10 protein-coding genes and 1 tRNA gene are annotated in these 12592 nt (G+C 44.2%); 3 read left to right on the top strand and 8 right to left on the bottom strand.

Annotated elements, in window-relative coordinates; all coding sequences use genetic code 11:
• The 3 genes from V7D75_RS09955 to hemB form a co-directional block, all read left to right on the top strand.
• Nucleotides 1–2402, top strand: a 2402-nt coding sequence (locus V7D75_RS09955) for an efflux RND transporter permease subunit (protein ID WP_333614438.1), incomplete at its 5' end; no start/stop codon positions are given.
• Nucleotides 2399–4210 carry an efflux transporter outer membrane subunit gene (locus tag V7D75_RS09950; RefSeq protein WP_333614437.1) on the top strand — a complete coding sequence of 604 codons (1812 nt, stop codon included), beginning with the start codon at nucleotides 2399–2401 and terminating at the stop codon, nucleotides 4208–4210. The genes V7D75_RS09955 and V7D75_RS09950, both read left to right, overlap by 4 nt.
• Before the next feature lie 252 nt (nucleotides 4211–4462).
• Complete coding sequence (hemB, locus tag V7D75_RS09945) at nucleotides 4463–5470, top strand: porphobilinogen synthase (RefSeq protein WP_102076928.1); 1008 nt, start codon at nucleotides 4463–4465, stop codon at nucleotides 5468–5470.
• A gap of 94 nt (nucleotides 5471–5564) precedes the next feature.
• Here the strand turns inward: hemB and V7D75_RS09940 are convergent, their stop codons facing one another.
• The 8 genes from V7D75_RS09940 to V7D75_RS09905 all read right to left on the bottom strand — a co-directional run bounded on the left by V7D75_RS09940 (nucleotide 5565) and on the right by V7D75_RS09905 (nucleotide 12410).
• The gene (locus tag V7D75_RS09940) at nucleotides 5565–6542 is read right to left on the bottom strand and encodes a glutathione S-transferase family protein (RefSeq protein WP_333614436.1); all 978 of its coding nucleotides are present in this window, start codon (nucleotides 6540–6542) and stop codon (nucleotides 5565–5567) included.
• A gap of 224 nt (nucleotides 6543–6766) precedes the next feature.
• Nucleotides 6767–7543: a PAP2 family lipid A phosphatase gene (locus tag V7D75_RS09935; protein ID WP_333614435.1), complete on the bottom strand. Its 777-nt coding sequence runs from the start codon at nucleotides 7541–7543 to the stop codon at nucleotides 6767–6769.
• Nucleotides 7544–7597: 54 nt separating this feature from the next.
• Nucleotides 7598–8065, bottom strand: coding sequence for a diacylglycerol kinase (locus V7D75_RS09930; RefSeq protein ID WP_333614434.1), 468 nt, complete (start codon nucleotides 8063–8065; stop codon nucleotides 7598–7600).
• Between the two features lie 185 nt (nucleotides 8066–8250).
• A complete protein-coding gene (locus V7D75_RS09925; RefSeq protein ID WP_333614433.1) occupies nucleotides 8251–8772 on the bottom strand; it encodes a sensor histidine kinase in 522 nt (173 codons plus the stop codon).
• Nucleotides 8721–9581, bottom strand: coding sequence for a histidine kinase dimerization/phospho-acceptor domain-containing protein (locus V7D75_RS09920; RefSeq protein WP_333614432.1), 861 nt, complete (start codon nucleotides 9579–9581; stop codon nucleotides 8721–8723). The genes V7D75_RS09925 and V7D75_RS09920 overlap by 52 nt, the downstream gene beginning before the upstream one ends.
• 101 nt (nucleotides 9582–9682) lie before the next feature.
• Nucleotides 9683–10366 (bottom strand): response regulator transcription factor, encoded by a 684-nt coding sequence (locus V7D75_RS09915; RefSeq protein WP_333614431.1) that lies wholly within the window; start codon nucleotides 10364–10366, stop codon nucleotides 9683–9685.
• 45 nt (nucleotides 10367–10411) lie between these two features.
• On the bottom strand, nucleotides 10412–12118 hold the full coding sequence (locus tag V7D75_RS09910; protein ID WP_333614430.1) for a phosphoethanolamine transferase: 1707 nt from the start codon (nucleotides 12116–12118) through the stop codon (nucleotides 10412–10414).
• A 215-nt stretch (nucleotides 12119–12333) separates the two neighbouring features.
• A tRNA-Val gene (locus V7D75_RS09905) sits at nucleotides 12334–12410 on the bottom strand.
• Between the last annotated feature and the right edge of the window lie 182 nt (nucleotides 12411–12592).

The following is a 12592-nucleotide window of genomic DNA, read 5'->3' as shown; positions in this document are numbered from 1 at the left end:
ATGGGCAGACTTCCGCTGGTCTCGGTATTTCTTTGGCGGGTGGTGCAAACGCGCTTGAAACTCGTGAAGCCGTTGGCGCTCGTATGGCGGAGCTTGAACAGAACTTCCCAAAAAATCTGACGACCGTTGTCCCCTATGACACCACGCCATTTGTACGTTTGTCTATTGAGCAAGTGGTCAAAACACTAATCGAAGCGATTGTTTTAGTCTTTATCGTCATGTTCATTTTCTTACAGAACTGGCGCGCGACCATTATTCCAACGCTTGCTGTACCCGTGGTATTACTGGGTACTTTTGCCGTCTTATATATCGCTGGCTTTAGTATCAACGTATTGACCATGTTTGCCTTGGTATTATCCATCGGTCTACTGGTCGATGATGCCATCGTTGTCGTCGAAAACGTTGAGCGTATCTTGGAAGAAGACCCTCATATTTCCATTAAAGACGCGACCATACAATCGATGGGCGAGATTAGTAAAATCGTTGTCGGTATCGCCTTGATTCTATCGGCTGTTTTCGTACCGATGGCCTTCTTTGGTGGCTCAACCGGTGTCATTTATCGTCAGTTCTCCATTACCCTGATTACCGCCATGGTACTGTCAGCATTAGTGGCGCTTATCTTTACCCCTGCTCTATGTGTGACCTTGCTAAAACGTAGTAAGAGCCACGAAAAAGGATCTACTGAAGAACAAAAAGGTTTCTTCGGTTGGTTTAACCGCTCTTTTTATAAAGTCAGCCGTAAGTATGAAAACTCTGTCGGTAAAAGCTTTAAATTTAAGTGGTTATACTTAATCGGTTACGCCGCCATTATCGGCGTCATGGCCGTGGTATTCTTACGTATTCCAGGCTCATTTTTACCCGAGGAAGACCAAGGTATTATGTTTACCTTAGTACAGCTTCCTGCTGGGGCGACGCTTGATGAAACGGAAGCGGTACTAGAGAAAGTCACCAACTACTATGAAACCCAAGAAAAAGACAACGTGGCGTCTGTGTTCTCTGTGGCAGGCTTTAGTTTCGCCGGTCAAGGTCAAAACATGGGTCTGGCTTTCGTACGTTTGACAGACTGGGCAGAGCGAAGCGGCGATGAAAATACCGCGCAAGCGGTCGCTGGTCGAGCGATGGGTTATTTCTTTACCCAATTAAATGAAGCGCAAGTCTTTGCAATTGTACCGCCCGCTATTACCGAACTAGGTAACGCCAGTGGTTTTGATTTGATGATTCAAGATACAGGTAACGTCGGCCATGAAGGCTTACTCGAAGCACGTAATATGCTGCTCGGTATGGCTGCGCAAAACGATCAAGTAACAGGCGTGCGTCCAAACGGCCAAGAAGATGCGCCGCAGTTAAAAATTAATATCAACCAAGAACAAGCCGCTGCTTATGGACTGTCATTGGCTAATATTAATAGCGTGATTTCTACCGCTTGGGGTTCAAGCTATATCAATGACTTCGTTGACCGTGGTCGTATTAAGCGCGTGTTTGTCCAAGGCGAGCCAAGCAGTCGTACCAATCCTGATGATATCGGCAAATGGTATGTACGTAATGATGCCGGTGAAATGATTCCATTTGATGCGTTCTCAAGCAGTGAATGGCAATCAGGCTCACCGCGTCTGACCCGTTATAACAGCTTACCGTCAATGAATATCCAAGGTAGCGCCGCCCCTGGTCTTAGTACGGGTGAGGCGATGAGCTCGATGGAAGCGATGATGCAAAAGCTACCTGAAGGTATCGGCTACGAGTGGACAGGTATGTCACTTGAAGAGCAAAAGTCAGGTGCCCAAGCGCCGATGCTTTATGCCCTGTCGATCTTAGTGGTATTCTTATGTCTCGCTGCTCTATATGAAAGCTGGTCTATCCCCTTCTCTGTACTATTGGTCATCCCGCTTGGGGTGCTAGGTGCGGTGATATTTACCTGGCTACGCGGCTTTAATAACGATATCTACTTGCAAGTTGGTCTACTCACGGTGGTCGGTCTATCCGCCAAAAACGCTATCTTGATTATTGAGTTTGCAAAAGAGCATCAAGAAGAAGGTAATACGCTAAAAGAAGCGGTTATGATAGCGGCGCGTCAACGTCTGCGTCCAATTATCATGACCTCACTTGCGTTTGGACTTGGTGTTGTGCCATTATTCATCGCCACAGGTCCGGGCTCAGGCAGTCAAAACGCCATTGGTACCAGCGTGGTAGGTGGTGTTGTCACCGCAACTATCTTAGGTATCTTCTTTATTCCAATGTTCTTTATTTGGGTACGTAGTTTATTCCCTTACAAATATGAGAATAATAAACCAACCAATAAAGATGACAGTGACGACGGCACACCTGGCCCGCAAAACCCAACGCCTTCTGACCCAATGCCTTCTGATAGTTATCAGCCTGCAAGCTTTGGAGATAATATACAATGAGTGCTCAAAAAAACTTTACCTTAAACTCAGCAGCGGTAGTCTCTATAGCTACCACTGCCCAACCAGCACTAGCAGTCCTGCGTAAAAATGGCGGTCGTCTCATTAGCCTCACCGCCTTAGCATTAAGCATGGCAGCTTGTAATACCATTCCAAAAGCGGATATGCGCCCTGTGCTTGCTGAACCAAACGTACCTATCGAGCAAACCTATGGCGCGTTCGACAAAGAAACGGTCAGCAGCGCCAATCAGGCCAGTATCGCTGGGCAGCGCTGGCAGGAGTTTTACAGCGACGAGCGCTTAAAAGGTCTGATTGCGTTAGGTTTAGAGAACAACAAAGACTTTGAAAGTGCGCGTTTGGCCATTGAGAAAGCACGCGCGCAATATCAAATTACCGATCTCAATGACCTGCCTAGAATTGATGGTAGCGGTGGTTATACGCGTCAAGCGCAAAACAGAACGGATAAAAACCCTAACAGCTCATATAATGTCAATCTTGGCTTGGCCAACTATGAGTTAGATTTTTGGGGTAAAATCGCCAGCTTAAAAGAGCAGGCGTTACAGAACTTTTTAGCGACTACGGCAGCGAAAGATACTACCCAAATCAGCTTGATTAGTAATATTGCTCAAAGCTATGCCAATTTAAGCTACAGCCTTGCGCAGTTAAAACTGGCTGAAGCGACGGTCGAAAGCCGTGAGAAGTCTCTATTTATCGCTGATAAACGCTTTGAAGCTGGTATTGATCCTAAACTGCCATCGCTGCAAGCCAGTGCGTCACTAGAAAATGCCAGACTTGCCGTTTTACAGGCGCAAAGCAGTATTTTAAGATCGCGTAATGCGCTGCAGTTTTTGGTCGGTGGACCGATTCCAACCAATCTTATTCCAGCGCCTGCGGTCAGCAATATCACAAGCCAGCAGATATTTAGCGCTGGCTTGCCAAGTGAATTGCTCCGCTATCGCCCTGATGTGTTGGAAGCAGAGTACAGTCTAAAAGCGGCAGGTGCCAATATCGAAGTAGCGCGCGCCTCTTACTTCCCATCTATCAGCCTAGCCAGTAGCGTGGGCTTGAGTAGTGGCAGTTTAGATGATTTATTCAAGAGTGGTTCGGTTGGCTGGTCATTTGGTCCAAGCATTAGCGTGCCTATCTTTGATGCGGGCCGCTTAGATGCCAATTATGATGTGGCGAAAATTGAGCGCGAACAGACGCTAGCAAACTACGAGCGCTCTATCCAAACCGCGTTCCGTGAAGTATCAGACGTCCTAGCGACACGAGCGACATTGGGCGACCAACTGGCCGCGCAGTACCGTCTGCAAGATAACTTTGAACAAACGTATCAGATTGCCGATGCGCGCTTTAAAGCAGGTATTGCCAACTACCTAGATGTACTCGATGCGCAGCGTTCGCTATTCTCAACGCAGCAAGGTATCTTGGACTTAGAGCTACAAAAAATCATCAGCCAAATCGAGCTTTATCAAGTGCTAGGCGGCGGTGCTAATCTTGATGTGCCAACGGTCATTCCTGTACCGCATAAAAACTTAGTGCAATTGGTCAATCTACCGGCCAATAGCAATAAAGCCAAAGCGGTCGATGCCATCGAAGCGGCCAGCTCTGCTCGCGTGGCTTCTGCACAAGAAGCGCAAGCGATTAAGCAGGCACAGCCAATAGAGAAAGCAACTTTTAACCCAACGGCTGTTGTCGATGTCAATAACGATGGCAAGACAGACGCTGCTGTCGGCGTGGTCACTGAAAACACCACTAGCAAAGAGGCCAATGTTGAACCAGTACCGATCACGCAGATTAATGAGCGTTAAGTAGCTCTAAAGGTTGTGGGAAAATTTACCTCACCTTGATAGTCGATATCTACAATCAGCCCTACCGACTTGGTAGGGCTTTTTGCTTTCGATAGTCACTATTGGTTATAGTAGTGCCAGTTATCGCGCAAAATTATACTAACAACCTTTTTATTCTCTTAATGATACCAATCTTATAAAAACCAGTCTTTAAAACAGCTGTCTCCATGAAGCTGATAAATAACCATGCTTGAAATCAAATAAGGAAACCTCATGACTTATACTTTTAACCGCCAATTCCCTGAAACCCGCTTGCGTCGCTTGCGTTATAACGATAACGTCCGCGCGATGATTCGTGAAGTTGAGCTGCATCCCAAGCATTTTATCGCCCCTGTTTTTGTCTTAGAGGGCGAAAACAAGCGCGAAGCCATAGCTAGTATGCCCGGCGTTGAGCGCCTATCGATTGATCTGCTGATCAATTATGCCAAGGAATTATTAGCAGAGGGTGTTACCACTATCGACATCTTCCCTGTCATTGATAATTCATTAAAAACGCCTGATGGCAAATCAGCTTATGATGAAAATGGCTTAAGCGCGCGCGCCGTCAAAGCAGTCAAAGATGCCGTACCAGAAATGGTGGTGATGACCGATGTGGCGCTAGACCCTTATACCTCTCACGGTCAAGACGGTCTGCTCGATGACAGCGGCTATGTGGTCAATGATGAAACGGTCGAAGTCTTGGTCAAGCAAGCACTCGTCCACGCTCGCGCAGGCGCTGATATCATCTCGCCAAGTGATATGATGGATGGCCGTATCAAAGCCATGCGTGATGCCTTTGAAGCTGAAGGCTTTGTCAACACCGCTATCATGGCCTACTCTGCCAAATATGCTTCTGCTTACTACGGTCCGTTCCGTGATGCCGTTGGTAGCGCCGGCAACTTAAAAGGTGGGCATAAAAAGCAGTATCAAATGGACTTTGGCAACCGCGCCGAAGCGCTGCACGAAGTTGCCATGGATATCAATGAGGGTGCTGATATGGTGATGATTAAACCGGGTCAGCCGTATTTAGACCTGATTCGTGAAGTTAAAAACACCTTTGGCGTACCAACCTTTGCGTATCAAGTGTCTGGTGAATACGCCATGCATATGGCTGCTATTCAAAACGGCTGGCTAACCGATGCAGTGATTTTGGAATCCTTGATTGGTTTCCGCCGTGCCGGCGCTGATGGCATTTTGACGTATTTCGCCCTAGAAGCTGCGCGTCAGTTGAATAACGCTTAATATAAATTAAATCGTTTTATACAAAGAACCGCGCTAGCTTATATATTAGCTAGCGCGGTTTTTTCTTAGCTTAATTTAAAAAGCTCAATAAAAGCTAGAAACGTGCACGGTCATGAGGTTCGTTAAAATCAAGCACAGGACCGACAGGGATAATACGCGTGGGATTGATGTTGGCGTGACTGGTGTAATAATGCGCCTTGATATGCTCGATACTGACCGTCTCGGCGATACCGGGCACCTGATATAAATCACGCAGATAACTCCAAAGGTTGGGATAATCAACGATACGGCGGATATTACATTTAAAATGCCCAACATATACCGCATCAAAACGCACAAGCGTGGTGAATAAGCGCCAATCGGCCTCAGTAATCGTATCGCCGAGCAAGTAACGTTGGTCAGCCAAACGTGCCTCTAACGTATCAAGCGCGTCAAATAGCGTCACTACCGCTTCTTTGTACGCAGCTTCGGTCGTGGCAAACCCTGCTTTATACACGCCATTATTCACCGCTGAATACACGAATTCATTAATCGTATCGATTTCTGCGAGCAACGCTTTTGGTAAAAAATTAACGTCCGTCGCCCCTACTTCATCGAAAGCAGAATTTAACATCCGAATAATCTCAGACGATTCATTACTAACGATGGTATGGGTTTTTTTATCCCATAATATTGGTACGGTCACACGTCCAGTATAGTTGGGCTTAGCCGCTACATACACCTCATACAAATAGTTGGCATTGACAATCGGATCGGCAATCACGCCAGCACCTTCTGCAAACGTCCAACCTTTATCGCCCATAAAGGGATGCACGACAGACAGCGAAATCATGTCTTCCAAGCCTTTGAGCTTGCGATAAATCGTGGTGCGATGCGCCCACGGACAGGCAAGCGACACATATAAATGATAGCGATTGGCTTCGGCCTTAAAGCCACCCACGCCGGTTGGGCCTGCGCTACCGTCCGCCGTTACCCAGTTTCTAAAACCAGCATCTTCGCGTACAAAGCGTCCACCGCTTGCCTCGGTGTCATACCACTTATCTTGCCATTGACCATCGACCAATAAGCCCATGTTTTGCTCCTATTTATTTTAGTTTTAAATGAATGGATACTAAAAACGACTGCTAGCAAACAATCCACCTTAAATGATTGCCATCGTCATCGTTATCTAGCTTTAAGAGTTATAGTAACATTTCTATGTTGCCTAGCCATTAAGCTTTGTTGGTTTGTCAAACAAACAAAGCTTTTGGAGGATTCTTTAGAAAAAAGTAGTCATAAACTTTAAAGATAAAGAGCTTATTTTGAACTGCCTATAGTGGCTCTTTTAAATAACACATTGGCAAGCGCACACGCGATCGTCAACGCAAGTAGCATCGAGACCAAGGTATGACTAAAGAAATGATCGCCAAAGAGCATTTTATAAATTCCCATTGTCCAGCCTAAGACCGTTACTATTTCAAAGACTCTGTAGCGATACTGCTGCAAAGAGGGCAAAAATGCCAAACCATATAAAGAAAACCCAGCGCTAGCATGCGCAGCGGGAAAACATTTGGCAGGCGTTTGCGCCACTATATTTTGCCAAAGGTTAAGATAATCAAAGCTGCCTCCAAACAGTGTTAAATGATTGGGGCAACTAACATGCGTGACAGCCTTTAATAGGGCAATGGTAGAAGGGACGAGGATAAGAACCGTCAACAAATAGCTGATTTCACGAACTGAAAAGGGCATAATAAATTTATTAAACTGACCATTATTGACGATAGTAGAATGGTTTGAAAGGTTTGTAGATTTGATGGCTAATACAGCGAACAAATAGATAGCCAATAAAATCAATAGCGCTTTTGGGCCATCATAAAAGATAAACGCATAAGGCTGAGCGTCTTTTTCTAAAAACCACTGCCCATTTGCATAAAAAAGCGCACTAATACGAACATCAAGCTGGCTATGCTCAAACACCAAAGTAGCAACAACCGTTAAGCAAAATAGTTTCAGCCATACCCAATTAGAGGCATTGTTTTTAAGGGCATTGTTTTTAAGGGCATTGTTTTTAGAGGCATTGTTTTCTAAAATCATTTAAGACATCCTGCGTAACCGCTAAACCTAAAAAAGCATCAATATCTTTTATTATCAAAGGTTTGATAATGCCAGTAACCACAAAATCACCAGCAGCAGTAACGCTAAAGACTGGGCAGCGGAGCCGGTATCTTTGGCTATTTTGGCCAACGGATGCTGTTCGGGTGACGTATGGTCGACACTCGCTTCAATAGCTGTATTGATAAGCTCAACGATAAGAGATAAAAAAGAGGCGGTTACAAGCAGCATTTTGCTAGCGACGCCAAAGGGTATCAATGTAATAACAATCAGCAATGCAAGATTCAGCCATACCACTTGTCTAAAGGCGGCTTCAAACTTATAAGCGGCTTTAAAGCCCTCTATAGAGTAGCCCGTCGCCTTTAAAAGACGAGCCAGCCCTTTTTTACCTTTCACCTTACTCGCAAAATTGTCAGGTGGCAGTAACTCAGAAGCGTTTATTGGATCGTTGCCGTCATGGCTTAGCAGTTCATTGTCAGGAGACGTAGATTTGATGGTGCTCATATTGATGGCTTTATACTCATTATCGTGTAACTACGGAACTGATTGTTAGAAACTTAAACAATCAACCATTAGCAAAATCAGCAGGGTTTGAGTATAAGTGATGAGACGTTAAGAGAGCGTTAAGAGGATATAAACCAGAGACTGCATTAAGCAAAAGGGACTATTAAGCAGATGGTTAATAAACGTTATCTATAATAAATACTAAATATACTACCGTCTGAGCCGTTTAACGTATTGGCTTGATGGGTTAATTGCCAATCCATATGGCTCATGATACGTTGGACAATGCTAAGTCCTAAGCCACTGCCTTCTACTTTATAACTGGAGTAGCCTGTTGACAGCGCTTCTTTGTCCCATGGCTTGTCTGCATTGTGCTGCTCAAAACGCTCAAACCTTTCGTACAGCAATGGCATCATATCCTCAGCGATGCCCAAACCCGTATCACTAACGGTTATCTTTTGAGCGTCTATAGTAATAATCACTTCGCCATTATCGGTATACTGAAACGCATTTTTTATTAAATTCCCCAGCGCCATCTTTAGCAGCTCAGGTCTGACGTAGGCGAAATATTCTTGCTCAGCGACTAAGCTGCAAGTGACGGTTTTATAACGGAGTAAATATTTTAGCCGCTCAATTTCACTGATAGCGATGGTGTTTATAGAAGTTTGCGGCGCGTCCAGTTTTTCAGGTGCACGCGATAGTAGCAACAATGCACTAATAATCTCGGAGGATTGGCAAATTCACTCAAATACCTGTCGTTTTCTAATTGAGAAGCCAACACCTCTGACGCCCCCATAATAATCGTTAACGGTGTACGCAGCTCATGGCTGACATCGCCGGTAAACAGTTGCTCTCGTTTTAGGTATTGCTCCAATGTTTTGTTTTTCTCGTCAATCGCTCGTGCCAATACACCGACTTCAGAAGGCAGATGGGTCAACTCGGTTAAGTTTTGATGATCGGTTTCTACCGCTTTTTTTAAATCTAATAAAGGCTTGGTGATTTGCTTGGCGGTTAATTGCGAAAATATGGCAGCGATAAGTAGACTTAGAATAACCGCCACCCTTAATGCATTGGCAAAAATATCTTCTAAATGCTCAAAGATAGCAAGCACGGGGTAATTGCCCATTACCATCTCATCATTTTCGAGATAAGTGAGGATGTAGTCTTGCTGGTCTTGTTTATAAAAGAAAAAATGCAGATTGGTATCGGTTGTCCCTGTCACCGTCTCAATCTTAATCGGTTTTTCTTGCGGGGTGTCGGTTGCCAAAGCTTTTAAATCATCGGGCGCGTTATCATAGCGATAAATGGTGATACCAGGTTCTGCATGATACACGCCCTGCTCGCCATCTTTTTCTTGGCTAAGCTCTAACTGCTGTAATAAGCGCGCTTTGACCAGCTGTTGCTCCATTCTCACTTCAGCATACATAAAAATACTGACGAAAGCGCTGCAAAGTAATATCGCAAATACGAAATAAGACAGACGGAATTTGTTGGTGATTGAGTCGATACTAAACATAGCGTTACTTCGTTGTAGAAGGCGTTAGAAAAGCTGAGAATGACTATAATACCAGCGGCTTATCATTGAGTTAAGCCGTTCACTCATCCTCAAATAATTTATCACTTATTAGGATCTATAATCTGATAACCAACACCTGGTACCGTGACTATCACCGGTGTGACAAATGGCTTGTCGATTTGGACGCGCACGCCATGCAAGTGAGTGCGCAAGGCATCACTACTTGGAATATCCTCACCCCATACTTTTTCCTCTAGCTCGTTTTTACTAACGACGCGTGGCGACGCGCTCATGAGTATATTTAAAATTTTAAACCCAGTGGGTGTCAGCTTAAGCACGCTACCTGCACGAATCACTTTATGCTCGCTCGCATTAAGCGTGACGTCACCAACCGTTATGCTATGCTCAAAGTATTCGTCTTGCTGTCGGCGGATTAACGCTTTGATACGTAATTCTAATTCAACGAGTGAAAAAGGCTTGACCAAATAATCATCAGCCCCACTATCAAAACCTGCGACTTTATCCAAAATCGTATCACGGGCCGTAAGCATAAGAATCGGCGTTTTAATATGCCACTCTTCGCGTAGGGTTTTACATAGTTTTGTGCCATCCATCCCCGGTAGCATCACATCTAATAGAATAACGTCATAACGATTATTCGCGGCCAGCGCCAAGCCGCTAATGCCATTATGGGCGTTATCTAGCTCAAAACCTTTAGGCTCAAAAAAAGCGTAGATATTGGCAACGATATCAGGGTTATCTTCAATAATAAGTATCTTATACATAGACTGTCTCAGCCATAAATACTATCTCTACTTGGGTCAATCCGCTTAAGGAGCGGTTTTAAAAAAGGTTGGCGCGCCCGCGACCTCGTCCGTTGTAATATTAAAAAAGTTAAGTAACGTCGGGGTAATAAAATCATGTGATACAGGCTGATTAATTACCTTAAGAAGGCTGTTTTTGTCAATGCTGTTGCTAGCAGGCGACCAAATAATAACGGGTACTTGCTTTTGAGAATCGGGCGCAATAGCATACGGCAAACCGTGCAAGTAGATATTATTTTCGCCTAAACTCTCGCCGTGATCGCTGATATATACCATGACCACATCATAATCTTGTTCATATGCTTTTAGCGTATCAATCACGTTATGTAAAAAATAATCGGTATAACGAATGGCATTATCATAACCGTTAATCACAGATTGATTGTCGCATTTAGATAGCTCGTTGGTCATACACACAGGTTTGAATTCCTCAAACGCTTTGGGGTAACGCTTAAAGTAAGCGGGACCATGATTACCCATTTGATGCAATAAAATAAGCGTGTCTCTCGCTTTAGGAGAGGCTTTATTTGAACCTTTAGTAGGCGCGTCTGGCTTTACCAGCTTATCAAAGTCATCAAGCATACCGATATCGCGGCATTCGCTATCGCAATTTGGATTGGTTGTAGAGGTTTTGAAGTCCTCAAACGTGACTCTATCTGCAACGCCTTTAGAGCTGGAATTATTGTCGCGCCAAACGACATTGACGCCCTGTTTATATAAGGTATCAAGGACGTTTTCATTATAATCCGCATGCTCTACCTTAAAACTATCTCGATTGGCATAGCTGAACATACACGGCACTGAATAAGCGGTTGAAGTTCCACAAGAGGCAGCCTGTTTAAAGCTATAAAAGTTGTCTTGCTTAGCCAATAATGGCGTGGTGTTACGCACATAACCGTTTAAACCAAAATGATCCGCACGTGCGGTTTCTCCTACTACAAATACCATAAGCTTAGGTTTCGCCGCTTTACTACTGGCGGCACTGCGTTTGGCATCTGTCGCGTGCAGCAATAGCGTATCAGGACGGCGCAATGCATCGACGTAATCGCTACTTAATTTGGCGACAGAGTAGATAGAGGTAATCGGATTGACGTAACTGCGCACCATTTTATGTTGACGAAAAAAAGTAGCGTATTGATCGCCAAATGGCAGTAAACACACCGTCATTAAGACTACAGAGAGAAAGAGAGCAACCGCCCTTTGCCATAAAGCGCGACGTAAAGGGGTGCGCTTGATACGAATTTTGGCGATAATAACAGCAGGTATAACGCCCAATACCAGTACCCGAATAAAGAAACTTAACGACATCAGCCCCATTGCTTCTTGTTGATCGGTCTGTAAGCCATTGATCAGCATACTACGATCAAATATCGTGCCGTAAGCGTCTGTGAAATAACCGCACACCGCTGCTATCATTAGCATAGCGATAAGCATTGGTTTAGCAATAGGCCGATAACATGACAACTGCAATACTAGCCACATTAAACCTGATAATAAGCCGGTGATAGAAATTATAAAGCCAATATTACTACCAATAGGATAAATGCTTAGCACTTGCGCAAAAAAACTGACATTGGCAGTTGCGACTAAGTAGAGCGCCACAACTATCATCAAATAGTGTAGATTAATCTCACGATGCGCAATATTGCTAAGATAGCTTTGCTTGGTTTTGGCTTTGGGGATGTCAGCGCTAAGTGCTTGTGAAGTGAACATAGACAAGCTTCTCAACAGGATGGTAAGAAATGGGATTTCTTACCATAGCAAGTAAGCTGTTAAGAAGACGTTAAGGCAGTTCCGTTGAATGACGATTTGAATGAAAATGTCTGGTTATGAGAATGTCACTATTGGTCGTGTTTCAACACCTTGAAAGATTTTTATAAAACGGGCATAAAAAAAGCCCCAATCATAAAGATTGGGGCTTTCGAATCTGGTAGGCGTAACTAGATTCGAACTAGCGACCTCTACCATGTCAAGGTAGCGCTCTAACCAACTGAGCTATACGCCTATTTAGGACATGCATTTTAGCAAGTTTTTAAAACTTTGCAAGCCTTTTCTATCACAATATTAGGTTATTATTAGAATAGCTAATTTTACGCTTTATAATGAAACACTTAAGAGAATTAGAGTACTCTAAATAGTTTCCACTATCTAAGACAGCTCATAGCTTATAGACTGTCAATATTATAA

Source organism: Psychrobacter sp., assembly GCF_036731945.1.
Classification (GTDB): Bacteria; Pseudomonadota; Gammaproteobacteria; order Pseudomonadales; family Moraxellaceae; genus Psychrobacter.
Note: the sequence above shows the minus strand (reverse complement) of the source record. Positions and strands in the feature narration are given on the sequence as shown.

Excerpts from the sequence above, each read along its gene's own strand:
- V7D75_RS09950 (WP_333614437.1), top strand. The coding sequence starts at position 2,399 with ATGAGTGCTCAAAAAAACTTTACCTTAAACTCAGCAGCGGTAGTCTCT.
- hemB (WP_102076928.1), top strand. The coding sequence starts at position 4,463 with ATGACTTATACTTTTAACCGCCAATTCCCTGAAACCCGCTTGCGTCGC.
- V7D75_RS09940 (WP_333614436.1), bottom strand. The coding sequence starts at position 6,542 with ATGGGCTTATTGGTCGATGGTCAATGGCAAGATAAGTGGTATGACACC.
- V7D75_RS09935 (WP_333614435.1), bottom strand. The coding sequence starts at position 7,543 with ATGATTTTAGAAAACAATGCCTCTAAAAACAATGCCCTTAAAAACAAT.
- V7D75_RS09930 (WP_333614434.1), bottom strand. The coding sequence starts at position 8,065 with ATGAGCACCATCAAATCTACGTCTCCTGACAATGAACTGCTAAGCCAT.
- V7D75_RS09920 (WP_333614432.1), bottom strand. The coding sequence starts at position 9,581 with ATGTTTAGTATCGACTCAATCACCAACAAATTCCGTCTGTCTTATTTC.
- V7D75_RS09915 (WP_333614431.1), bottom strand. The coding sequence starts at position 10,366 with ATGTATAAGATACTTATTATTGAAGATAACCCTGATATCGTTGCCAAT.
- V7D75_RS09910 (WP_333614430.1), bottom strand. The coding sequence starts at position 12,118 with ATGTTCACTTCACAAGCACTTAGCGCTGACATCCCCAAAGCCAAAACC.